Raw genomic sequence first — 23,436 nt, forward strand, 5'->3', positions numbered from 1 at the left:
GCTTGATCGTCTAACAGTTCAGTTAGGGGAAACTTGATCATGTTTATGTCTGTTGTTGCGTCAAAACTTTTTTCCTATTTTACCATTTCACCTATTTACCCACATGAGCGAAGTATTCCAATATCGTCCATTCCTTTACCGATGGGACTACTATCCGCACTTGGATCAATGGGTTTGGAGTCTATCATGTATTTGTCGTCAATGCAGATAGAAGATGCCAATATGCTGGATTTGTTGGCTGGGTACACATTGCTGGACTGCAAACAGCTATAGATAAAGCAAAGAAAATATTTTGAGATTATCAACTTTAGAAAATATAAAAATATACCTAGTTAAACACGAGGCTTAAATAATACCCTATTGGACTTAGATAAGAATGGTCAGCTTTGCTTATCTAGAATTAATATACCTGTTCCACAGGCTACTGTATGTTCAAAAAATTCTTCAGAAACTTTACATGATTCAGAGTGAATACCTTCAACCTTATCCCGAACAAGTTGAATTGTTTTTCTACTTTGCTCAACAAAAACTAGGACATCTGAATAGGTATAAACATGACCATTGATTAAATGCCATATTGCGTCAAGGTACTCAAAAGTGAAACCCTCCCTAAAAGGTGTTGGAGAATTTGCTTGCTCAGACATTTTTGCTTTGAACTTAGAACCAATATCTCGAACCTTGTGAGATACAAATGGATTTACTTTTTAGAGGGACGATCGCTGTTTGGTTGATTTTTTAGAGAGGCGAACGCTGGCTGGTGCAAGATACTGAGATGTTTGCGAGGAATATTATTTCCTATCACATTTCAGAATTATTGATTAAGAAAATCTATAACGCTACTTTTAGAAATTAGTCAGTTAAATTTATTTACCTTAAATAACCTCATTGACAGGGAAGCGATCAATCATTTGGGCTGCCTGTTTTGCCGCTTGATATAACTGTGGTGGTAAATGTGGCACATGGGGAATTTGGTAGAGCAGGTCAATGGTGCGGCGCATTAATCGCACAATGTCTCCCTCATCGAGATTGGTGTTTTGGCAAAGTTCTGTCCATTCCATTCCCAATGCCCATTGCTCCACTAATCCCGTTAGCTCATAGTCTAGCCATGCAGGAATATCCACCTTACGATCGCGCTGTACTCTAAACAACTCACGGCGGCGATCGCCCAAACCATCGAGGGCATCTTCTACGGTTGGCGATAAGCCAAATTTGATCCAGTTGTCAGGGCGACTGTTTTCACTGACGATCGCCGCACAGACAGTGGCGAGATGATGGGAAGAAAGCCTATCCATTTCGCCAGAGAGAAGGGCGATCGCCAACCATAATTCATTCTCACCCCGCAGCGCCGCCACCACTTGACCTGTTTCGGTGGGTTGCGTACCTTCTAGGCATCCATAGTCTTGGAGAATATTCACCAAGCTCATAAATTCTTGCCAATGTCTTTGGCGGCGCTCATTGACCATTTCCTGTTGAAACTCAATTTGGCGCTGAAGTTGTTCGAGGCGGTTGACCTTCTTAAAAATTGCGCCGCGATCGGGCATTTTGGCAACAGGATGTTTATTCATTTCCGACTCTAGCGCCACCACCCTAGCTTGCTGCGTGATCACCTCTGGCGCGAGATCGGGCGCTGCTAAGGGCTGGATTTGTTGGGCGATCGCTAGGCTAGTTTCATCGCCATTGAGAGACTGTCCTAAGCGCAATGATAACTTCGCAGGATATTCGATATCTCCATCTAGCAATAAGTCTGTGCCAACCTGCACGATATCTTTGTAACCCACCACGTACCAGCGATTGTCTTGACCAAGACAGACAAACCAAGGAAACTGCCCTGAGCCTTGCACCTTTGCCGCCAGTACTGTATGCACGATCAGCCCTTTACTGGTGCGAATGGTGAGGGGCGAACCCGATAGCAAATAGGGGGCGTAGGAAGCTAGATCATGGAGCCGCATTTCTTCCGCCTGTTGTGCCAGCATTTTGAGAATGCGTTTTTCTTCCCGTAGGCGATCGCGCAACTTGTCATAGGCTTCTAACTGAGTTAGGTCAATATTCGCTAGATCATGTTCTAATTTGGCAATTTGCGCTGTAATTGCTTCGAGATTTTGAATTTGGGGTGCGAGATTGAGATCCGCTAAATACTGCCCAAAACTGCGCTCCACTAAGTCTCTGGCTTGATCGAGGGAATGGGTTTGCAAGAGATTCATCACCATGCCATAGCTAGGCGCAAATTGACTAACGAGGGGGTCAGCGCCAGAGGTGGCAAGGGTTGCCGCTTCTCGCGCACCTTCAAAGGGAGTCTGCACCGTCACCACATAGCCCACCTCATCCATGCCGCGCCGTCCTGCTCTGCCTGCCATTTGCAGAAATTCGGAGGCATTTAATAGCCGATGTCCGCGATCGGTGCGCTTGGATATACTAGAAATTACCGTAGTTCTTGCGGGCATATTAATCCCTGCGGCAAGGGTTTCGGTGGCAAAAACCACTTTCACCAATCCTTGCTGAAACATTTCCTCCACAAAGCCTTTCCAAGCAGGTAAAATCCCCGCATGGTGTGCCGCTACACCGCGATAAAGTGCGTCAATATGCACGGATTTACCAATCTCTGGATTAGCGGCAACAAAATTATCAATTTGCGGTTTCAGACGTAAATATTCTTCCGCATTCACTAGGGATATACTGCCAAGTTCGGTAATTGCCTTTTCGCAACCTCGGCGGCTAAAAATGAAATAGATGGCAGGTAACATATCCCTCTGGCGGAGATGGGATAAAACTGTGGTAATGGTGGGAACGATTTTATGGCGTTCTTCTTTAGTGGGAGGCTTATTGGTGAGTGGCTTTAGGCGCGGATTGATTTTTTGATTAGAACTATCGAGTAATGGGAAAAAGCCTTTGGTATTACAGAAGGAATGTTGTAACGGCACGGGGCGAAAATCAGAGTAAATTAGTTCCGTTTTTCCATGCACTTTATTTAGCCAATCCGTTAGCTGTTGGCTATTTGCCACCGTTGCTGAGAGTGCCACTAGCTGCACTTCTGTTGGGCAGTAGACGATCGACTCTTCCCAAACTGTCCCGCGCTGGCGATCGTTCATGTAGTGGCATTCATCTAGCACCACCACTTCCACATCAAGCAGGGATGTCCCCACTTCACCGATGGGCGTACCATAGAGCATATTCCGAAATATTTCCGTGGTCATCACCAAGATCGGCGCATCGCGGTTTACCGACATATCGCCCGTCAGTAAGCCGACCTTATCATCACCAAACTGTTGGCGAAAGTCGCGCAATTTTTGATTGGAAAGTGCCTTAAGCGGCGTTGTGTAAAATACGCGCCGATCGCCTGCGAGGGCGGCATGGATGGCATATTCACCAATGAGGGTCTTGCCTGAGCCTGTGGGCGCACAAACTACGACGGATCTTCCTGCTTGCAAGGCAGCGATCGCCTGTATTTGAAATGGGTCAAGTTCAAAGGGATATAGCTCTTGAGGGTCTAATGCTTGCACGCACTTATGCCTGAATAAAAGTTTAGAAATGAATGTTACAACCTAGAGGGCTGTAACCCAAATCCAAGAAATTTTTGAAAGCATTGCGAAGCAATGCCTGTCAAAGTTTTCTGGGGGTTGTTATATAATATATTACTGCTTAGGATTACAGGACTAACTAATATGGCGATCGCCACAAGTATTACAATTCCCAGACCTAGTAATGCCAACATGATTTCTGAAGTTAGCCCAGAAGTTATTAATTGGCAACAGGCGAATTGGCAGGATTATTTACGCTTTCGTGATGCCAATAATTCAGAAATAAACCGTTGCTTCTTTAATATTAGTTATTTATTCATTGAAATGGGTCAAGAGGGATTAACACACGCGAAAGTTAGTGATTTATTTATTTTTTTGTTGGTATTTTGGTTTAGCCGCAATCCAGAGATCATAGCGGAAACCTTTGGACGCTGCCTGATGGAAAAAGCACCACAACAAGCGGCGGCTCCTGATTTAGTTTTGTATGTGGGCGATCGCATCCCCGTTTGGCAAGAAGGCGAGCCAAGACGAATCGACCTGCATCAATGGCGCGTGCCAGACCTAGTGGGCGAAATTTCTGACACCACCCTAGCGATCGATCTCGATCAAAAGAAACGGCTATATGCAGCTTTAGGAATTCCCGAATATTGGGTAATTGATGCAAAGGGCAGCCAAGTTTTGATCTTTCAATTACAGGATGATGGCATTTATGTAGAGACAACTGCATCATCTGTGCTGAAGGGGTTGCCCGTAACCATACTCAGGCAAGCTTTACAAAAGCTACATCAAACCACCAATGTGAGAGCCGCGAGTTGGCTCATGGATCAAGTCGAGCAGTTACGGAATCAGGCATGAGCGAATCCGCCGATCCCTATAGGGTTGGGGCTAATGACCCTAGATCCATTCCCGAAACCTATCAACAAGAATCGCTGTTTGCAGGTTACGAATATCGCAGTTTTAAAGGCAGCTTGCGAGATAGTGGCGTTGGCTATGGCATGAGCGCAGCCTCTTTGCAAATTTGGAAAGAAGCGATCGCCAATTATCAACATTCCGCCCTTAGCGCCAGCCCAACCACCCAAACCAGCCTCTTTGAACTACCTGTCAACTATTGCGATCCCGATGCCATTAATCCCTTTGCGCTATCATTCCATCCTGCCGAATTCTATCGCTTACCTGCTATGGATAGTGGTGATGCCTGTATTTATTTTGTAATCGATCGCCTAGCATCAATCCCCAAAACAACGCGATCGCCAATTTTGTTATACATCGGCGAAACCTGTCGCTCTAGCAAGCGTTGGCAGGGTGTCCATGATTGCAAGCGCTATGTGACAAATTACCGAGAGTTGCACCATACCCATAGCATTCCCACGCAGATCGTGATGAGCTTTTGGTGGGATGCCCCGTCAAAAAGCTCACAGCGCCAAAAGTTAGAGCGATCGCTGATCACAAAATGGCGATCTCCCTTCAATAAAGAAAACTGGCAAACTTGGGGAACAACTTTTTTCGCTCTCTGATGAGTCAAATCTGAGTCAGAATCGCTTTATGCCCCAAGCTACTTAATAACTCGCTAGGGAAATAATCGGCACATTGGGCAGTGATTTTCTGCCATTGAGAAAATCTAACTCGATGAGAAAGCCATAAGCCACTAGCTCTGCGCCAGTCTGCTCAACTAGCTTGGCTGTAGCCGCCGCAGTTCCTCCCGTTGCAATCACATCATCAATGATAATGACGCGCTTACCAGCAGCGATCGCATCTTGATGGATCTCTAAAGTGTCCGTGCCATATTCCAAAGCATATTCCACCCGAAAAACTGCCGATGGTAGTTTCTTCGGCTTACGCACTGGTACAAAGCCGCAACCGAGGGCCATTGCTAAAGGCGCACCAAGGATAAACCCCCGCGATTCAATGCCGATAATATAATCAATATTGTCTATGGATATTTCGGCAAACTTGGCTTGAAAGGCTTTGATAATCGATGATAGTCCTTGGGAATGCGCTAATAATGGCGTAATGTCGCGGAAAATGATACCTGCTTGCGGAAAATCAGGAATATCACGAATAACACTTTTAAAATCCATATTTTAATTTTCTGTCAAAGGTGTAGCTATATTACAGCGCTTTGCGCTGACTGAAAACCCAGAGGATTTTCTGAAAGGAGCGCGGGATGATGCTTTCAAAAAATCCTCTGTAATTCATACTGTACTTCATATATGTATGGAGACTATACAGAGATTACATTACAGCCTATTGAGGCTTTTAGTAGTACAGAAAGGTTCTTGAGGGCGGCGCTTTCAAAAATCCTTCTGGGGTTTCATTCAACATAAAGCGTTGTTGCCAAGGCTAACTCCTGCGCTTCTTCGGGATGTGACTCCTGCTGCTGTTTACGGTCTAAAGCGGCTTTGATCAAACCTTGAAATAAAGGATGCGGACGACTAGGGCGCGATTGGAATTCGGGATGGAATTGGGTGGCAATGAAATAGGGATGGCTAGGCAGTTCCACTGTTTCCACTAAGCGACCATCGGGAGAAGTGCCACTAATTACATAACCAGATTCTAAAAAGAGCGATCGATAGGCATTATTAAATTCATAGCGATGGCGGTGACGCTCATAGATGATCGCCTCGTTATAAAGCTGATGGGCTAAAGTATGCGGCACAAGGCGGCAAGCATATAGCCCCAAGCGCATCGTGCCGCCCAAATTGACGACATCCTGCTGCTCTGGTAATAGGTGAATCACAGGATTTTTTGACTCTGGCGCAAACTCAGCACTATTAGCATCGCTAAGATTGACCACATTTCGCGCCCAATCTATGACAGCACATTGCATTCCCAAGCAGAGTCCTAAAAAGGGAATCTGGCGATCGCGGGCATAGCTGACGGCGGCAACCTTGCCATTGACCCCACGATGTCCAAAGCCCCCTGGAACAACGATCGCATCAATATCACCGAGAAACTTTTCTGCACCATAGACCTCAATATCTTCCGAATTGACCCAATGCAAATTGATATTACTGTTCAAAGCGATCGCCCCATGTTTGAGGGCTTCGATTACCGATAGATAGGCATCGGAAAGGCGCACATACTTACCCACGATCGCCACTTCAACCGTATGCTCAGAACGATAGAGGCGTTCGACAAGGGTCTGCCAACTCCGCAAATCAGGCTGACGTTGGGGCATTCCCAATAGGCGCAAAACCTGTTCCGCTAGTCCTTCCCGTTCCATGGCTAAGGGAACTTCGTAAATACTTTTCACATCCTGTCCTGTCATCACACATTCGGGCTGAATGTTACAGAACTCAGAGATTTTATCCTTAATATTTTGCGGTAATTGGCGATCGCTGCGGCAGACTAAAATATCGGGCTGAATTCCCACTGATTGCAATTCCTTCACCGAGTGTTGCGTGGGTTTAGTCTTCATCTCCCCCGCCGAAGGTATCCAAGGCATGAGCGTAACGTGCATATAGACCACATTTTCCCGACCCACATCCTTACGAAATTGACGAATTGCTTCGATAAAGGGCAAAGACTCAATATCCCCAACCGTGCCGCCGATTTCCACAATCACCATATCAGGATTGCCATTGTTAGCAACCCGATGAATGCGATCTTTTATTTCGCTAGTGATATGGGGTATTACCTGCACCGTGCCACCATGATAGTCACCTCGGCGTTCCTTATTGATCACCGCTTGATAAATCGCGCCCGTGGTGACATTACTCAGCTTAGACATAGAAGTGTCGGTAAAGCGTTCGTAATGCCCAAGGTCGAGATCGGTCTCTGCACCATCTTCAGTGACAAAAACTTCACCATGCTGAAATGGACTCATTGTGCCAGGATCAACGTTGATGTAGGGATCAAGTTTGAGGATTGCGATCGAATAGTCCCGTGATTTGAGTAAGCGCCCCAAACTAGCGGCAACGATACCCTTGCCAATACTAGAGACAACACCGCCAGTCACAAAGATATACTTAGCCATAAAATTTCGTCTTTAGGTGCAATGGTTAACTTTTCTTGACCATGCTTAACAGAGTGATTATATAGCAGTCCTTGCTAATGATTACAGCGCTGCAAATAACCCCTCATTGGTTGTAGACTAATCGCGAACTAGCCAGTTTTACTAAATAAAGGCAACAAAATTTTAGAAAACTTATGCCATGCTAAAGCACTCATTACTGGTCGCGATCGCGATATTTGCTAGTAGTTGTTCTAATGATGCTGTCCCCAATCTAGATCGGGGTAGTAGCAACAATGCCAATCAAGTAACGGCGATCGCCTCACCCACTGCCCAAGAGCCGAAATCACCAGACAAATCACCAGCAAAATCACCAACAAAAGCACCTAAAGGCTATCAAAAAGTTACCGTTATCGAAAATCTAGAAAGACCTTGGGGGATGGCGGAGCTACCTGATGGCTCGATGCTGATTACCGAGAGAGCGGGACGGGTTAAACTTTGGCAAAATGGCAAGGTGCAGCCAGTGGCATTAGAACTTCCCAATCTATTTGCCTCTGGACAGGGCGGCTTAATGGATATATCCTTACACCCACAATTTAGCCAAAATCGTTGGGTATATCTGACCTATTCATCGGGAGACTCTCAGGCAAATCGTACTAACTTGCTGAGGGCTAAGTTTGATGGTCAGGCTTTCAGCGAAGTGCAGGTTATTTTTAGCGTCACCCCTGAAAAGTCTGGCAATCAGCACTTCGGCTCGCGCATGACATGGTTGAGCGATCGCACTATGTTGTTAGCGATCGGCGATGGCGGCAATCCACCACTACAACTAGCAGGGGAATTAATTCGCAATCAAGCCCAAAAGCTAGATAGCAGATTAGGCAAGATTCTACGGATCAATGATGATGGCTCGATCCCCATAGATAACCCATTTGTTAAGCAAACTGGAGCCGATCCTGCGGTCTGGAGCTATGGACATCGCAACATTCAAGGACTATTTGCCGATCGCCTGTCTGGAAAAATCTGGTCAACGGAGCATGGCGCTCGTGGCGGTGATGAGCTAAATCTGGTGGAGGTGGGCAAAAACTATGGTTGGCCCCTTGTCACCCATAGCGAAGAATATGCAGGTGGTGAGATTTCTAAAGAAAGGTCGCGTCCCGATATGTCCGATCCCAAAATCGTTTGGACTCCTGCGATCGCCCCCTCTGGTTTGGTGATATATAGCGGCGATCGCTTTCCTGATTGGCAGGGACAAATCTTTGCAGGTGGTCTGGTGTCACGGGATGTGCAGAGAATCAAGTATGCAAACAACCAAGCTAAAGTCCAAGAAGCGATCGCCATTGGGCAGAGGGTAAGGGATGTGCGCCAAGGAGGGGATGGTTTGATTTATATCCTTACCGATGAGCAGAATGGGCAGTTAATTAGGCTAGAGCCTGTATTTTAGTAAACGCGATCAAGGATTGTAGGGGCAGTTCATGAACTGCCCCTACAATCCGATCGCAGGGCGCTGTATATTGAGAAGGGTTTAAGCAAAATTTACCGATACCCTATAACCCTGCCTGAGCCTATGTCTAGTCGTCTCAAAGCCCTTCTTTATTACATCTCAGCGCGGCTGATGCTTGCGCCGATCATGATCTGGGCGATCGCTACCCTTGTATTTATCCTCATGCGGGCGACCCCAGGCGATCCCATTGATGCAATTTTAGGCCCTCGCGCCCCAGAAATCGTTAAAGAGGAATTGCGCCAAAGGGTGGGTTTAGCAGGATCTTGGCTATCGCAATATCAGCGCTATCTCTATGACCTTTGTCATTTCAACACCGAAAAATTTAAATTTGAATTTAGCCTTGGTAAATCCATCAGTTCAGGGGATAAACCCGTCTGGCAGATTATCAAAAATTTCTTTCCCGCCACAGCCGAATTAGCGATCTATGCTCTATTGATTGCCCTTGTAATTGGCTTGAGCGTGGGGATTTTTGCGGCGCTGCGTCCCAATACAAAATGGGATGTGGGCGGTCGGTTGTTTGGGATCGTGACCTATTCGCTGCCTTTGTTTTGGGTGGGGATGATCCTGCAATTAATCTTTGCGGTGCAGTTGGGCTGGCTGCCCATTGGCACAAGATTTCCGCCTAGTCTCGATCCACCTGAAAATATAATTGGTTTATATACATTAGACGCATTGCTCAAGGGCGACTGGGAGGGATTCTTGACTAGTCTCCAATATTTGACCTTGCCTGCACTCAGTTTAGGAATTGTGATTAGCGGTATTTTTGAGCGGATTGTGCGGGTCAATTTGCAGCAAACCCTGCAATCAGACTATGTGGAGGCGGCAAGGGCGCGGGGGATCAAGCCGATGGCGATTCTATTTAACCATGCGCTGAAGAATGCGATGATCCCTGTAATTACAATTTTGGGGTTAACCCTAGCTTCGATGCTGGGCGGTGCGGTGTTAACGGAGGTGACTTTTTCTTGGCCTGGGCTTGCCAATCGCCTGTTTGAGGCGATCGTGGGGCGAGACTATCCTGTGGTGCAGGGAATTGTGATATTTTTTGCAGTGATCGTGACAATCGTGAGTATTCTGGTGGATATTGTCAATGCTTGGATTGATCCGCGCATTCGCTATTAGTGGGCGGCGACAGCTATACTTCAAACCTCAATAGGCTGTAATTTATGAACATTCAAAATCAGCAGGCTAAGGCAAATCCTTTAAAAAAGATTGAACCCGTTTTGGTGGCGATCGCCTTAGTGTCGGCGTTGTTGTTGCTATTGAGTATGACGACAGTGGCGCAAATTGTGGGGGCAGATCCCCGTGAGCTAATCCGAGGCACGCGCCAAAATATGGCGCGAAACCCAGAGACAGTGCAGTTTATATCCAAGCGATCGCCATTTTTTATATCACTGTTGGTCAAGCCAGAGCGCTTGCAAACCTTTAGCCAACTTGCCACCAATCCTAGCGATCGCGGCAAATTGCGCCATCAATTAGATTTTTTTAAACAGCAATTGCGGCAAAATTGGCTATTGGATTATGAAAAGGATATTCAACCTTGGCTGGATCAAGAAATCACGATCGCCAAGGTTGATTTAATTAAAGATGCCTATCTATTGGCAATGACTGCCAAAAGCCCACAGCTAGCTCAACAGGGTTTAGAAAAATTGTGGCGGAGATTGGCGCTCACTGGTTCAGATTTGCGCTTTGAGCAATATCAGGGCGTGGTAATTGCCAAGGTTTTACCCCCCGAAGATCATCGCGATCGCCCCACCATTGTTGGCGCAAGCTTGGGTAAGTTCGTTGTCTTTGCCCAAGATGTGGCAGTACTCCATGATGCCATCGATAATCTGCGATCGCCGAGTTTAGCGATTAGTGGTTTAGATAGTTACCGCGATCGCCTAGAGCAAATTAATCAATCACCAAAAAATAATAATAAATCAAATGAAATCGCGATCGCCTATCTCAACTTTGAGCGCACCCTTGAGCCTAATGATATGGACAGCAGCCCAGTAAATTTACTTGTGGGTTTAGGTCTAGAGCGCGATCACCTAGTTGCTAATACTTTTTTTGAGTCACTATGCAATCAATTTGACAGTTCTAAAATGGGCGCAGATATATCCTGTTTACAGGGGAAATATAACTTGCGTATCTCTCCCAGTTCATATCTGGGCGCAAATATATGGCAGCATTTTGATTGGCTATTGACGGCTAATACCAAGTCGCAATTGCCTGAAGTTACCCCCGCGATCGCCCATCTAGATGTGATCGCCAGAAATTATTTCACCGTTGGCACAGTAGCGATCGGTGATCAACCTGCCACTGTATGGGCAGATCTAGCCGCCAATCCCACTGGGGTTGCTGGCAAAGTTGTGGCGGTTCATACTCAAACCCCTAATCAGATTATTTTCTCCAATTCATTGGTGGCGATCTCCTCAGCATTACAGACTCATTAGGTATGGATAGATTGCAATGACTTTTTCTCCTTGGCAAAAAATACGGGCGCGATTACCCGCTAGAGTGCCATTGAGGTCGATCTTGATTGTGCCATTGGTTTTACAGGTAATCTCAATGGTGGGCATAGTTGGCTACTTCTCCAATGCTGGGGTGCAAATGTCTGTTGAAAGTATTGCCAAAGCCCTGCTCGCCGAAAAAAGCGATCGATTCAATCATGATATGTATGTTTATTGGTGTGATCCCATCCTGATTTCCCCAGAGGCTAAGGATTTAATCCAACAGGGTTTAATTAGTCCAGAAGACTTAGTAATTGTTCAGCAACTATTAGCAAGGCGATTAAAGTTCTTTCCGCCCAATATCAATGGTCATATCAATGGTCATGCTTTTGCTGTCAATCGCCGAGGACGATTAATTGCATCTTCTAGTGCCGAAGCGGAGAGCGCCCCTCCATCAACGTCAAATCCTGTTGCAGAGATTGCGTCCACTTCACAGCACATACTTGCCACCAATAGTCGCGATCGCCGCACCCGTCAGATTGCCAAGCACCTAAGCGATCGCTTCAACAGTCTTGAGCAAATTAATCAAAATTACTTTTTTAGATTTGAAGATGCGGGAAGTAAATACTTTGTCAAGGTTTTTCCTTTGCAACCTCCCCAAGATAGCATGATGTCATTGGCTAAGGGACTCAAAGGCTCCAACCCCGCATCACAAGCGATATCTCAAAACAATCTAGATATTCTCCAAAAACTAGACCTTTTAACCATTATTGCCATTGACGAAGCTGCATTCACATCAGATCTGAGCAATAATACTAATACGATAATTTTGCTATGTGGCATCGCAGCGATTCTGGCGATCGTCATTGGGAGCATTACTTCTGATTGGATCATTCAGCCGATTTTGCAGTTAAATGCAGTCACCAAACAGATATCCAATATCTACTTTGTCAAGCCTAAATCGCAAACCCGAATTCAAGAAATACAAGAATTAAACAATTGCTTTGTGGAGATGACTGAGCATTTACAGAGTTCTTTTGAGTCTCTAGTTGATCAAAAGTTATACGTTTCCAACCTACTAGAAGCCATGCCCATTGGGGTAGCAATCCATAGTGCTGACGGTGCGCTCACCTATCTTAACGATGTGGGACAAAGTTTGTTAAAAACCAAGATCATAGCGGTACAAACAGCAGATAACCTGCATAGTACTTTTCAAATCTACATCGCAAATACTGATCAACTTTACCCCGTGGATCAATTGCCTTCTAGCCAAGCCATTGCTGGTAAAACTTGCTATTTAGACAACTTAGAAATTGTGCACGGAGATGAGCGCATTCCCTTAGAGGCAAAAGCCGCCCCTGTTTTTAGTATCGAAGGAAAAGTGAATGGGGCGGTGGTGGTTTTTCGCGATATTAGCGACCGCAAAAAAACAGAAAGAATTCTTGCAGATTACAATCGCAAGTTAGAGCAGGATGTGCAGCAACGTACCCTCGATTTGCAGCAGGAAATTCAAGAACGGCAACAAGCAGAATTGGCATTGCGGCAAATAGAAATAGAGCTAACTAACGCAAATCAGGAGTTAGCTAGACTCGCCAACATTGACGGCTTAACCAAAATTGCTAATCGGCGGGGCTTTAACCAGCGCCTCGAATTGGAATGGCGGCGCATGATGCGAGAATCTCAACCCCTTGCTTTACTTTTGTTTGATGTTGATTATTTCAAGCTCTATAACGATCATTATGGTCATCAACTAGGCGATCGCTGTTTAGAAAAGCTTGCGGAAACAGTGGATTTAATCATGCGCCGCCCTGCGGATATGGTGGCTCGCTATGGGGGAGAAGAGTTTGTAGTCATTTTGCCGAATACCAATCTTGAGGGGGCGGCGATCGTGGCTGCCTTGATTCACCAAGCCATTCGGAACTTAGCGATACCCCATCAGCGATCGCTAGTTAGTGAGATTGTCTCCGTGAGTTTAGGTATCTCTTGCTTTGTGCCGACCCTTGAGCGATCGCCTGATATTTTAATCAGCCAAGCTGATCGCGCCTTATACAATGCCAAACAGCAAGGGCGCAACTGTTCAAAGATTTTTGATGAGCATTAATATTTTAAGGGATAGCCATTTTAAAATATTCTTGAAAATATTCTTGAAAATATTCTTTAAAATATTCTTTAAAATATTCTTTAAAATATTATTTTTATACTTTGATGAGTACAACTACCCAGCCTCAAGATGTATATGTTCTCGCCCAGTGGTTAGCGGGAGATCATAGCAATTGGCAGCAAGCGATCGAAAATCCGCCATTTTTTGCCCATATAAGGGTCGGCATCCGCCCCCTGCCTAGCCCCATTACCTCCGAAGGCGTTTGGCTATTTCTCGAACAAGCCTATGATTTTGAATTGCATCATCCTTACCGCACTGCCGTACTGCACTTGATCTATCAAAACGATCGCATCGAAATGATCAACTATCGGCTCAAGGATGCTCAAACCTTCTTTGGGGCAAGCCGCGATCGTGATCGGTTGCAGGGGATCAATGCTGAGGCGATCGTCAAACTTGATGGCTGTACCCAACTAGTCCATCGCGCTGATTTACATACTTTTAAAGGTGCAGTCGAGCCTGGAAAGAAATGCTGCATCCACCGCAAAGGCGTAGATACATACCTAACTATTGAATTTGAGGTTACGGAAAACACTTACAGCAGCCTAGATCGTGGCTATGATGTCGTCACCGATGAGCGGGTGTGGGGTTCGATCGCAGGAGCCTTTGAATTTACGAAAAAAACTAGCTTTGATGCAGAAGTCATCCCTTAGGATTACTCCTCAAGGTATAATAACCATCTTAGAAATGATATTTAAGGTGAAATTTGAAAGTCCTTGTAGTTGGCAGTGGCGGTAGAGAACACGCCCTTGCTTGGAAACTTTTACAATCGCCCAACATTGATCGGGTATTTTGTATCCCTGGCAATGGTGGTACGGCAACCATGCCCAACTGTCAAAATGTCTCCCTTAGCATTGATGACTTTGAGGGAATGTTGCGCTTTGCTCAAGTACAGGGAGTAGGGTTTACGATGGTTGGACCTGAATTACCCCTAGCCCTTGGCATTGTCGATTATTTCCAAGCCGCAGAATCCTTGATTTTTGGTCCAACCCAAGAGGGCGCAATGATCGAGTCCAGTAAAGCTTGGGCGAAAACATTAATGGCGGAAGCGCAGATCCCCACTGCCGCCAGTGCGACATTTAATGATTTGGAATCTGCCCAAGCCTATGTCCAACAGCAGGGCGCACCGATTGTGATCAAGGCTGATGGTCTTGCCAGTGGCAAAGGTGTGACGGTGGCGATGGATATTGCTGAGGCGATCGCCGCCCTCGAGCGTATCTTTGCAGGTCAATTCGGCTCCGCAGGCGAAACCGTCGTCATTGAAGAATTTATGACTGGGCAAGAAGTATCCGTGCTCGCCTTTACTGATGGACAAACGATCCGCCCTCTCTGCCCCGCCCAAGACCACAAGCGCCTCGGCGATGGTGACACTGGACCTAATACTGGCGGTATGGGAGCCTATGCCCCAGCGCCAATCGCTACCCGTGAGTTGATGGCAAAAGTGCAGACAAGGGTGCTAGAACCAGCGATCGCCGCCCTCAGAGCCAGAGGTATTGATTATCGTGGTTGCCTCTATGCAGGATTGATGATTACTCCCGAAGGGGAACCGAAGGTTGTCGAATTTAACTGTCGCCTAGGTGATCCTGAGACACAGGCAATTTTGCCATTACTAGACACCAATCTTGATGAACTGATTCTTGCCTGCATTGAAGGAAAGTTAGCAAACTTCCCACCGCTCAAGTGGAAAAATCAAGCCGCAGTCTGTATAGTCATGGCGGCAGGGGGCTACCCAGACAAAGTTGACATGGGGCAGTTTATTACAGGCATCGGCAAGGCGGAAGACATTGGTGCGTTTGTATTTCAATCTGGCACTAGGCTAAAGAATAATGCCCTTGTCACCAACGGGGGTAGGGTTTTGGGCGTAACTGCCCTAGGCGACAATATTCGCCAAGCAATCACCAATGTCTACAGCGCCGTAGATTTCATCGCCTATGACGGAATGTATTACCGCAAAGACATTGCCAGTAAAGCAGTTGTATAGCGCCTTGAAACTGCTGTGAAGCAGAGCTTTCAAAATCATTCAGCCATGCTCAAATTAACAGTAATCGTTAATTTGAGTGAAGAATCTGTATGGGAATCATGGATTTGCTGAAGATAGCGATCGCCAATTGGCTCTGTCAAAACCCTCGATAGCAACTGCAATAATTTTGATGCACCATTGCTGATTTCTTGGCTAAAGTTTTCCCCTGCAAGGGGCAGATTCAAAGCATTAGATGGGATTGCTTGATAAGCGATCGCCGCAGAGTTAGCATAGACTTGTGGCGATCGCTGGCAATAGCGCCGCAGTACAACTTGCAAATTATTTTTAGTGACGCGATCGCCAAAAGCGTCTGATAGTAACTGCCATAACTTATAGCCCACATCACGGATATAAGCTGCATCATACCCTTCCACCTCTGCAATTTCTGCATAGGTTTTCCCCTCCCAAGTTTGCCGAAAAATCGCCTCTTGAATATTACTAAGGCTTTTATTTGCCAATACCGAATCAACAATATTGAGTGCGTCTTCAATAGTCATGATTTTCTCTCACCAATTCATTTTTTGTTTCATCTAGCAACGTTAAATTAGCACAATTTATTCAAAGCGGTTAAGCCATAGCACGATCTAAAAATAAACCTCAAAAACATTTATTAGTAGGGTTTTCAGAGATTGTCATATTTTTATATCAATCACAAAATTGTTTTTAATGATCAAAAATCTGATGTTTCATGACAATACTTAAGGCATTAACAAACAAGTTATGGGAACATAAAAAGTCATATCTTTTTTCTAACATTTTCTGACAAAAAACAACCTCATCCATTCCCACTCAAGCATGGATTTCCGAAATAAGCGGGAGTTGTATGACTATCAATCACTTCTAGCAATTCACTTGCGTCATGGCTAAAGAATTAACTTTACATCTGCAAAATTGCCAAAACTTGACTACGCATCACAATTCACGTAAAACCTTCAGTATTATTCGCAGACTCTGATTAAAATTACTTTGCAATTATTTGTTTACAATTATTTATTTTATAAATACTTTCCATGATCAAATAAATATGATATATTCTGATTAATGTTTTTGAGTATAAAATCACTAATATGAGATTTCTGATTGGATTATTGCTGTTTTTTTTAATGTTAGGACAACAATTGAGCTATGCCGATTACAACATTAAGGGAAGTTTTACGGCTGGTGAATGTACTGCCTATTCCAGCATCAAAGGTCAAAATGAACCAATAGAACTTGAATCAGGGAAAACCTATCAGGCTACAAGCCTGAACAAGCAGGACGGCGACTTTGTTGTTATCAAAGTTAATGGCAAAAGTAAATGGGTTACGAAAAGTTGTGGCACACTTGCTTTGAATGAAGCTAATTCTCCAGCGATCGCTGACACCGTAGATCCATCCAAACAAGCGCCACCAATAGGCACAGCCAATGGACAAGTGCAAGGCTGTCCAACTAAGGGCTGCGCCGCCAATTATTTGCTGTCTCTATCTTGGCAATCCTCTTTTTGTCAAACCCACCCCACCAAAGCCGAATGTATTAAGCAATCTGTTGATGGCTATGATGCAACTAATTTTACGCTGCATGGTTTGTGGCCAGACAAACTTTCCTATTGTGGCGTTGCTTCTGTGGATAGAGAAAATGATGAAAACCACAACTGGGAGCAATTGCCTCCAGTGATTACTGACGAGCAGACTCATCAAGATCTCACAGCTGTCATGCCCGGCATTATCTCAGATTTAGATCGCCATGAATGGTACAAGCATGGAACTTGTGATGGACGCAGCGCTGACCAATACTATGACATTGCGATTAATTTGCTAAAGGAGTTTAACGGCTCTCAAGTAAGAGAGTTAATCGCTAGCAATATTGGTCAGACCGTTACTTTAGAGCAGGTAAGACAAGCTTTTGACAGCAGTTTTGGCGAAGGTGCTTCCAATAGCTTGAATCTAAAGTGTGGTAAGGATGATGGATTGCTATCTGAAGTTCGCCTGAAAATTAAGCGCCCCCAAGAAGGACAAAAACTGGCAGAAGTTTTGATACCCAGTGGTGGACTTTCCTGCGATCGCGTCATTGTTGATGCTGTCGGACTATAGATCTTAATGAAAGGATAATCAACAAAAGTTACCTCCCATGGAGCGCACTATATTGACAACAATTACCGATTAAACTAACCACAAGAAAAACCTTGAAAACTTTGCTAAGCAATACTTTTGAGGTTTTTCTTAGTAGGGGGATCTGCAAAATGCTCTGGGATTGAATATTTCTAAAACAACTTAGTTAAATCATCGATTTCAAAATATTGATGAAACTTAGGGGTTAGCTGCAAAACTGACGATCGCCCCTCTGCTTGACGTTTCTTTTTAACAAAACCTTGCTCCACTAACTCTTGAACGTGCTGGTAAGCGCCTGCACCGCGCAACTCGATCAACTCTGACTGCACGATATTTTTCTTAAGAGCGATCGCCGCCAAAGTTCGCAAAGCACCACGCCCCAAATCTACGGGAATGAGCTTATTCACCAATTCATCAAATTCTGAGCGCAAACGCAAGGCAAACCCTGCATCGGTTTCTACGATCTCCAAAGCACTATCACGATGAGCATACTCTGTGATTAGGTCAATTAGCCCGATTTCTGCTTCAGCGACCTCGCACCCCAACACCTCAGCGATCGCCCCCAAATTCATCGTTTGCCCCTTAAGATAAAGCACTGCCTCCACTTTTTGTTTTAAGGAGTTATTACTAGGCAGTACTTGCGCGTCATCATCAGTCATGCTCACCATAGGCAATAGCGCCCTTGGCTGATCAATAGGTATTTCCAAATCCAGAATTTTTTCTGAATTTAACTCAACTGGTTCTTTGGCTTGTGTTAATGGCAATTCATTCGTCATGCTAAAATTTTAACCAAAGGAGGCATAAAGTACTGCTTTTACTATTCTTAACCTTTAAATTTTATTAGTTGGGATCACAATATGCCAAACAGCATGATGTACTACGAAGACACCTATGTGGTGCTGTCTCCCGATATGCAACAGCAGTTTGTCACTCAGCCCGAATTAGAACAGATTTTGCATAATTTACTGATCAATATTCAAGATGATTTGCCTAGAGATCTCCAAAATATCAAAACTATCCCAGAGCAGGTACAACGCCTAATTAAAACTGCCTGCGATCTTAACTGTGGCGATCGTGGCACATGGCAATGGTACGTTGTACGCCTTGACAAAATCTAGCGGGCTTTTACAACATAAATGTACGGGTATCATTAGTCACATCCGTATTCACGACATTATCAGATTCGAGATTACCATCGACTAGGTTGATGATGCGATCGGCAACATCAAGAATACGGTTATCATGAGTCACCATCAAAATTGTAATATTTTCCTCCTTTGCCATTTTCTGCATCAATGTCACAACGTCGCGCCCTGATTTCTTGTCTAGCGCCGCCGTAGGCTCATCGGCGAGAATTAATCGAGGATGATTGACCAACGCACGGGCGATCGCTACCCTTTGTTTTTGTCCACCAGACAAAGCATGAGGCTTATAGTCAACCCTTTCCCCCAATCCCAACTTCGTTAAAATGTCAGCAGATCGACTGGAGGGGGCAATATCGCTAATATCCTTGGGATACAGATCCGTAGACATCATCACATTTTGCCTTGCCGTCAGCGAATAAAAAAGGTTGTGCGCCTGAAAAATAAAGCCAATATTTTTACGTACTTGGACTAAATTCTTAGCGCCTAAATTTCTAAGTTCCTGCCCCAGTACCCTCAAGCTGCCATCTTGAACCGTCCGTAAAGCACCGATTAGAGTCAATAGCGTCGTCTTTCCAGACCCAGAAGGCCCAGTTAAAATCACAATCTGCCCTGGGTAAATATCAAGATTAATATTAAATAAGACCTGCTTAAATAAATCCCCCTCACCATAGTGAAAATTGAGATCACGAATTCGCACCGAAGGCTCTGTGCTTGGTGACTCAGCCTGTAGATTGTCTATAGATATAGCAGTTGTCATAGTCTAAAAGCAGCGAAATAGGGATCATCAATTATTAAAGAAGTCTTTTGGCAATAAGAGCATAAAAATACAAAATTTATTCAGATTGAGAATTAACTTGCCAATCTATACTAAAGATCAAACCAAGACTTTAGGCTTTTTGTATAATAGTCACAACACAAGTAACCATTATAGTTATTCAGCAACTACATAGCAGTTTTTGAAGGGTTCTAAATTTATGGCAACGCGAACCTTAGTTAAAAATTATCTCGCTCAATGGATGCAGATGGGCAAATCAGTCAGCCTATCCAGCCAAGGAGAAGATATTCACATATACAAAATACTGCAGGGAGAAAAGTATTCATCCCTCTTTAACAAGCTTTGGGACGAAATCGCCACCCACCAAGCCCACCAAGCCCACTTGAGTGGGACAGAGCAAACTATTAGTGAGTTACTAAGCAATAAGTGGGACATTATTGCTTGCGCCCGATGCAACCTGCTTGTACCCTGCATAGATATGGGACCTCGCGCCCCAGTCTGCTGCCCCTGCGATGATCTCCCCAATCATCCTAATCTCGACTCGGTTGCGCCCCATGTACCCGTCACGCTTGCTGAACATATTGACGAGCTATGCGATCGCCTAGAAATACTAAATAGCCGCAACAAAGTCGCCAACTCCTCAGAATCATTACATCCCGAACAAGACTCAACCTACAGTTCCGCCGAAGAAGATCAACAAACGATCAATAGCCTACGAAAGTCTATTCTAAAACTGGTCAAGGGGGATAACCACGCGCAGTCAGAGCCGCAAGCACCAACAATTGCCAAGCAAACAAACCAAGGAAACCTTTGAGCATTGTTGTAGCAAAAGCCGCTACAACAATGAGGGAAAGGGAGTAGGTTAAGAATTATTCTTGCTTTTAAAACATACGCCGCTATGATAAGTTGAGAGAGATTAAGCAATTATACGAGTAATGATGAGTGTAGATTGCTGATATGTTTACGATGAGATGACCTATATACTGAGTAAAAACCGAATGTAACCCTAAATATACTTGACAAAATACTTGACAAAAAAAACTAAACCTGAATAGTTGCCTTAAAAACACTTTCGGGCTTTAATAAATCCAAAATCTAATAGTCATAACTTTTTGTGTTTAGGAGTTGGGCTTTGACGGTCTTACGGATCTCAGCCCCTCCCCAAGTAACCTTCTTGTCCCATATATTTAGGAACATTCTTAAGGAGGTCTAATTGCGGAGAAGGTGTGACAAAAATCGTAAGCGCTCTAAGCGCAGGGAAATAAAATGTCCAATTCACGACTGCTACATGGACAGCGTTAGTCAAAAGCATCGATTGTTCGCCAATCAAGCTATTCATCTACAGCAGCGCGGAGTCAGCCGAATAGCGGCCTCAATGTTAATCACCACACACACGACTGTCTCTATGCAGGGCGAATGGCTGGAGGCCTTTTGGTGCGAAGAGTGTCAGCAAAAAAATTGGTACTATGTGCAGCAGACAGACAATGGAAAATACAGTATTTCCCTAGCACCTAGAGAGTTGTGGCAGCGAGTAACTGGCGTAATTGATGCAAATGGTAATCCTTCAGTAGGCGAGTTCACTCGCAAAAATGCGAGACAAGCCAGTAGCAACCTGCTTCAGCGATTTTATGACAACTAAGCTTACTATTTGCGTTTACCTTTAGACACCATTGCTTAATGTGTCTGTAAACCCATCTGCGAACTCAGATGGGAATGCCTTTGTGTTAAGGTTAGGGAAAAACTTAAGTTAGTAGTATATGCTCGGGTTATAAGACCAAAAGCGTCATACAGCTTTGCGAGATGTAATTTATGATTGAAGCTGAAATTAGGGCATTAATCCAAAAAGAATTACCTAGGGCGATCGCTGAAGAACCAGCAATACGGGATTTCGTGCTGCGTACCGTATCGGAATACTATACGCCCAAAACTGAGTTTGACCAGAAGTTTGATCGCGTTATGGCGGAACTACAGCGAGACAGAGAAGAACAGGCTCGCAAGTGGGACGAGAGTAACCGCAAATTTTATGCTTTTCAAGCAGAACAGGCTCGTAAGTGGGATGAAAACAACCAAAAATTTGATGCTTTCCAAGCAGAGCAGGCTCGTAAGTGGGACGAGAGTAACCGCAAGTGGGAGGAAAATAACCGCAAGTGGGAGGAAGATAGCCGCAAGTGGGAGGAAAATAACCAACGCCTTGACAGAATGGAAGCCCAGAACCACGCCACTTTAGCGGAGATTCAGAAAGCAAACCGTCGCTATGAAAGTACTATTGGGGCTTTGGGTTCCCGATGGGGACTCTATTCGGAGGCGAGCTTTCGCAACGGCTTAAAGGCGATTTTGGAGGAGTCCTTTGGGGTGGAGGTGATGAATCTGAATGAATATGATCATAATGGGGTGGTTTTTGGGCGACCCGATCAGGTGGAAATTGATGTGATCGTCAAAAATGGCGTTGTGATCCTTTGTGAACTCAAGTCATCGATGAGCAAGTCAGATATGTATGTGTTTGACCGCAAAGCTACTTTCTATGAAAATTTTCATCAGCGATCAGTAACAAGGAAAATTGTAATCTGCCCAATGGTTGATCATCGGGCGCTGCCTGTAGCGGATAACTTAGGCATTGAGATTTACAGTTATAGCGATCAGGTTAAGGAACTTTAATTTCTTATAAAATCATGAATTTAGCAACCCTTCCTCGGACTTCGGTTGATCTTGAGTTAATCACCTTACCAAATCAAGATCAACTTCCCTATGAAGACGGAGAAACGATGGAGACTCAGCGCCATAAAATGCAAATGGATCTGCTAATTGAAGGATTAGATCCTTGGTTGGAAAAGCGGGAAGATGGTTATGTCGGCGGAAATATGTTTATTTATTTCAGCCAAGCGCAACTTAAAAATCAAGATTTTAAAGGTCCAGATTTTTTTGCAGTCACTGGAGTTTCTAAGAAAGAGCGTAAATCTTGGGTGGTTTGGGAAGAGGAGAAGGCTCCTGATGTGGTAATTGAGCTGCTTTCTCCAAGCACCGCAAATTTTGATAAGACTGAGAAAAAGCAGATTTATCAAAATAAAATGAGAGTCAGTGAGTTTTTTTGGTACGATCCCTTTGATTCGGAAGACTTTGCTGGATTTTCATTGAATAGTGGCACTTACCAACCGATTGTGTTTAATGAGCAAGGATGGCTGATTAGTCAATCTTTGGGGCTCGCTTTGGTGCGTTGGTCTGGGAGCTATCGTGGAGTAATGGCGGTGTGGTTGCGATGGGCAACTTTGTCGGGAGAGGTGTTACTGACAGGTCGAGAGTTAGCCGAGCAAGAGCGTGAACGGGCTGAGCAAGAGCATGAACGGGCTGAGCAAGAGCATGAACGGGCTGAACAGGAGCATGAACGGGCTGAACAGGAGCGTGAACGGGCTGATAGATTAGCACAAAAGCTGCGATCGCTTGGTGTAGATTTAGATGCTGGTATTTAGAGCTTTAAGATTGAATGGCACAATCAGTTACAAGATTATGACCACTATCCCCCAAGAAGTTTGGCAACTCATCGGAGAACTTGTCTAGGCACAAAAGGAAACCGAGCGCAAGTTTCAAGAAATTGATGGCATACCCAAGCAAAGTAGGCAAGAAGTTGATCGCCAAATCAAAGAACTAGGAAAACAAATTGGTGGATAAGGAACGCATCCTCAAGGAAGGATTGTATGTAGCCCGTATTCATGACGAAATATTTGTAATTGATACTCCTAATGATCTTCAACCTAGGCACTGATAGTAGTTGTGCTATTTCTTAGTTATGAAAGGACTATAGCCAACAGAAAAGAAAATTGGCAACTAGGATGTAATACTGATATCATTCTCAACAT

21 protein-coding genes are annotated in these 23,436 nt (G+C 44.7%); 14 read left to right on the forward strand and 7 right to left on the reverse strand.

The features are described from left to right. Nucleotides 1–380 precede the first annotated feature (380 nt). Together H6F44_RS08930 and H6F44_RS08935 are read right to left on the reverse strand one after the other, a co-directional pair. Nucleotides 381–644, reverse strand: a complete 264-nt coding sequence (locus H6F44_RS08930; protein ID WP_190350607.1) for a hypothetical protein — start codon at nt 642–644, stop codon at nt 381–383. A 228-nt stretch (nt 645–872) separates the two neighbouring features. Then, a complete protein-coding gene (locus H6F44_RS08935) occupies nt 873–3,497 on the reverse strand; it encodes a DEAD/DEAH box helicase (RefSeq protein WP_190350608.1) in 2,625 nt (874 codons plus the stop codon). Nucleotides 3,498–3,659: 162 nt separating this feature from the next. Between H6F44_RS08935 and H6F44_RS08940 the strand changes: the two genes are divergently transcribed. Next, nucleotides 3,660–4,370, forward strand: a complete 711-nt coding sequence (locus tag H6F44_RS08940; protein ID WP_242016505.1) for a Uma2 family endonuclease — start codon at nt 3,660–3,662, stop codon at nt 4,368–4,370. After that, nucleotides 4,367–5,029, forward strand: coding sequence for a GIY-YIG nuclease family protein (locus H6F44_RS08945; RefSeq protein ID WP_199302053.1), 663 nt, complete (start codon nt 4,367–4,369; stop codon nt 5,027–5,029). The genes H6F44_RS08940 and H6F44_RS08945 overlap by 4 nt, the downstream gene beginning before the upstream one ends. A 42-nt stretch (nt 5,030–5,071) precedes the next feature. On the opposite strand, the gene H6F44_RS08950 is transcribed toward H6F44_RS08945, so the two are convergent. Both H6F44_RS08950 and H6F44_RS08955 read right to left on the reverse strand, forming a co-directional pair. Next, a complete protein-coding gene (locus H6F44_RS08950) occupies nt 5,072–5,593 on the reverse strand; it encodes an adenine phosphoribosyltransferase (protein ID WP_190350609.1) in 522 nt (173 codons plus the stop codon). A gap of 233 nt (nt 5,594–5,826) precedes the next feature. Continuing rightward, the gene (locus H6F44_RS08955) at nt 5,827–7,491 is read right to left on the reverse strand and encodes a CTP synthase (protein WP_190350610.1); all 1,665 of its coding nucleotides are present in this window, start codon (nt 7,489–7,491) and stop codon (nt 5,827–5,829) included. A 178-nt stretch (nt 7,492–7,669) separates the two neighbouring features. On the opposite strand from H6F44_RS08955, the gene H6F44_RS08960 reads away from it, so the two are divergent. The 6 genes from H6F44_RS08960 to purD all read left to right on the forward strand — a co-directional run bounded on the left by H6F44_RS08960 (nt 7,670) and on the right by purD (nt 15,539). Next, nucleotides 7,670–8,908, forward strand: a complete 1,239-nt coding sequence (locus H6F44_RS08960) for a PQQ-dependent sugar dehydrogenase (protein ID WP_190350611.1) — start codon at nt 7,670–7,672, stop codon at nt 8,906–8,908. A gap of 123 nt (nt 8,909–9,031) precedes the next feature. Then, nucleotides 9,032–10,087 (forward strand): ABC transporter permease, encoded by a 1,056-nt coding sequence (locus H6F44_RS08965; protein ID WP_190350612.1) that lies wholly within the window; start codon nt 9,032–9,034, stop codon nt 10,085–10,087. 44 nt (nt 10,088–10,131) lie between these two features. Next, the gene (locus H6F44_RS08970; RefSeq protein WP_190350613.1) at nt 10,132–11,403 is read left to right on the forward strand and encodes a DUF3352 domain-containing protein; all 1,272 of its coding nucleotides are present in this window, start codon (nt 10,132–10,134) and stop codon (nt 11,401–11,403) included. 16 nt (nt 11,404–11,419) lie between these two features. Then, nucleotides 11,420–13,501: a diguanylate cyclase domain-containing protein gene (locus tag H6F44_RS08975; protein ID WP_199302054.1), complete on the forward strand. Its 2,082-nt coding sequence runs from the start codon at nt 11,420–11,422 to the stop codon at nt 13,499–13,501. A 104-nt stretch (nt 13,502–13,605) separates the two neighbouring features. Continuing rightward, nucleotides 13,606–14,211, forward strand: a complete 606-nt coding sequence (locus H6F44_RS08980) for a chromophore lyase CpcT/CpeT (protein WP_190350614.1) — start codon at nt 13,606–13,608, stop codon at nt 14,209–14,211. Between the two features lie 53 nt (nt 14,212–14,264). Then, nucleotides 14,265–15,539: a phosphoribosylamine--glycine ligase gene (purD, locus tag H6F44_RS08985; protein WP_190350615.1), complete on the forward strand. Its 1,275-nt coding sequence runs from the start codon at nt 14,265–14,267 to the stop codon at nt 15,537–15,539. 35 nt (nt 15,540–15,574) lie between these two features. Here the strand turns inward: purD and H6F44_RS08990 are convergent, their stop codons facing one another. Further along, nucleotides 15,575–16,075 (reverse strand): hypothetical protein, encoded by a 501-nt coding sequence (locus H6F44_RS08990; protein WP_190350616.1) that lies wholly within the window; start codon nt 16,073–16,075, stop codon nt 15,575–15,577. Nucleotides 16,076–16,645: 570 nt separating this feature from the next. Here H6F44_RS08990 and H6F44_RS08995 point away from each other — a divergent pair. After that, entirely contained in the window at nt 16,646–17,647 is a 1,002-nt protein-coding gene (locus tag H6F44_RS08995; RefSeq protein WP_206754448.1) for a ribonuclease T2, read from the forward strand. A gap of 170 nt (nt 17,648–17,817) precedes the next feature. Here the strand turns inward: H6F44_RS08995 and scpB are convergent, their stop codons facing one another. Next, on the reverse strand, nt 17,818–18,441 hold the full coding sequence (gene scpB / locus H6F44_RS09000; protein WP_242016506.1) for an SMC-Scp complex subunit ScpB: 624 nt from the start codon (nt 18,439–18,441) through the stop codon (nt 17,818–17,820). A gap of 81 nt (nt 18,442–18,522) precedes the next feature. Between scpB and H6F44_RS09005 the strand changes: the two genes are divergently transcribed. Then, the gene (locus tag H6F44_RS09005) at nt 18,523–18,783 is read left to right on the forward strand and encodes a chlororespiratory reduction protein 7 (RefSeq protein ID WP_190350618.1); all 261 of its coding nucleotides are present in this window, start codon (nt 18,523–18,525) and stop codon (nt 18,781–18,783) included. A gap of 7 nt (nt 18,784–18,790) precedes the next feature. Here the strand turns inward: H6F44_RS09005 and H6F44_RS09010 are convergent, their stop codons facing one another. Beyond that, nucleotides 18,791–19,567: a DevA family ABC transporter ATP-binding protein gene (locus tag H6F44_RS09010; RefSeq protein ID WP_190350619.1), complete on the reverse strand. Its 777-nt coding sequence runs from the start codon at nt 19,565–19,567 to the stop codon at nt 18,791–18,793. A gap of 217 nt (nt 19,568–19,784) precedes the next feature. On the opposite strand from H6F44_RS09010, the gene H6F44_RS09015 reads away from it, so the two are divergent. The 4 genes from H6F44_RS09015 (at nt 19,785) to H6F44_RS09030 (ending at nt 23,049) form a co-directional block, all read left to right on the forward strand. Further along, nucleotides 19,785–20,399: a hypothetical protein gene (locus H6F44_RS09015; RefSeq protein WP_190350620.1), complete on the forward strand. Its 615-nt coding sequence runs from the start codon at nt 19,785–19,787 to the stop codon at nt 20,397–20,399. Nucleotides 20,400–20,960: 561 nt separating this feature from the next. Then, nucleotides 20,961–21,224: a hypothetical protein gene (locus tag H6F44_RS23140; RefSeq protein ID WP_242016507.1), complete on the forward strand. Its 264-nt coding sequence runs from the start codon at nt 20,961–20,963 to the stop codon at nt 21,222–21,224. Between the two features lie 170 nt (nt 21,225–21,394). Then, entirely contained in the window at nt 21,395–22,240 is an 846-nt protein-coding gene (locus H6F44_RS09025) for a PD-(D/E)XK nuclease family protein (protein ID WP_190350622.1), read from the forward strand. 14 nt (nt 22,241–22,254) lie between these two features. Further along, a complete protein-coding gene (locus H6F44_RS09030; RefSeq protein WP_190350623.1) occupies nt 22,255–23,049 on the forward strand; it encodes a Uma2 family endonuclease in 795 nt (264 codons plus the stop codon). The last annotated feature ends 387 nt before the right edge of the window (nt 23,050–23,436 follow it).

Source organism: Pseudanabaena cinerea FACHB-1277, from assembly GCF_014696345.1.
GTDB lineage: Bacteria > Cyanobacteriota > Cyanobacteriia > Pseudanabaenales > Pseudanabaenaceae > Pseudanabaena > Pseudanabaena cinerea.

Coding starts and splice junctions, on each gene's coding strand:
- H6F44_RS09005 (WP_190350618.1), top strand. CDS start 18,523: ATGCCAAACAGCATGATGTACTACGAAGACACCTATGTGGTGCTGTCT.
- H6F44_RS08970 (WP_190350613.1), top strand. CDS start 10,132: ATGAACATTCAAAATCAGCAGGCTAAGGCAAATCCTTTAAAAAAGATT.
- H6F44_RS09015 (WP_190350620.1), top strand. CDS start 19,785: ATGGCAACGCGAACCTTAGTTAAAAATTATCTCGCTCAATGGATGCAG.
- H6F44_RS08955 (WP_190350610.1), bottom strand. CDS start 7,491: ATGGCTAAGTATATCTTTGTGACTGGCGGTGTTGTCTCTAGTATTGGC.
- H6F44_RS09030 (WP_190350623.1), top strand. CDS start 22,255: ATGAATTTAGCAACCCTTCCTCGGACTTCGGTTGATCTTGAGTTAATC.
- H6F44_RS08990 (WP_190350616.1), bottom strand. CDS start 16,075: ATGACTATTGAAGACGCACTCAATATTGTTGATTCGGTATTGGCAAAT.
- H6F44_RS08980 (WP_190350614.1), top strand. CDS start 13,606: ATGAGTACAACTACCCAGCCTCAAGATGTATATGTTCTCGCCCAGTGG.
- H6F44_RS08975 (WP_199302054.1), top strand. CDS start 11,420: ATGACTTTTTCTCCTTGGCAAAAAATACGGGCGCGATTACCCGCTAGA.
- H6F44_RS08995 (WP_206754448.1), top strand. CDS start 16,646: ATGAGATTTCTGATTGGATTATTGCTGTTTTTTTTAATGTTAGGACAA.
- H6F44_RS09010 (WP_190350619.1), bottom strand. CDS start 19,567: ATGACAACTGCTATATCTATAGACAATCTACAGGCTGAGTCACCAAGC.
- H6F44_RS08960 (WP_190350611.1), top strand. CDS start 7,670: ATGCTAAAGCACTCATTACTGGTCGCGATCGCGATATTTGCTAGTAGT.
- H6F44_RS08965 (WP_190350612.1), top strand. CDS start 9,032: ATGTCTAGTCGTCTCAAAGCCCTTCTTTATTACATCTCAGCGCGGCTG.
- H6F44_RS08940 (WP_242016505.1), top strand. CDS start 3,660: ATGGCGATCGCCACAAGTATTACAATTCCCAGACCTAGTAATGCCAAC.
- H6F44_RS09025 (WP_190350622.1), top strand. CDS start 21,395: ATGATTGAAGCTGAAATTAGGGCATTAATCCAAAAAGAATTACCTAGG.
- H6F44_RS08930 (WP_190350607.1), bottom strand. CDS start 644: ATGTCTGAGCAAGCAAATTCTCCAACACCTTTTAGGGAGGGTTTCACT.
- H6F44_RS23140 (WP_242016507.1), top strand. CDS start 20,961: ATGTTAATCACCACACACACGACTGTCTCTATGCAGGGCGAATGGCTG.
- H6F44_RS08950 (WP_190350609.1), bottom strand. CDS start 5,593: ATGGATTTTAAAAGTGTTATTCGTGATATTCCTGATTTTCCGCAAGCA.
- scpB (WP_242016506.1), bottom strand. CDS start 18,441: ATGACGAATGAATTGCCATTAACACAAGCCAAAGAACCAGTTGAGTTA.
- H6F44_RS08945 (WP_199302053.1), top strand. CDS start 4,367: ATGAGCGAATCCGCCGATCCCTATAGGGTTGGGGCTAATGACCCTAGA.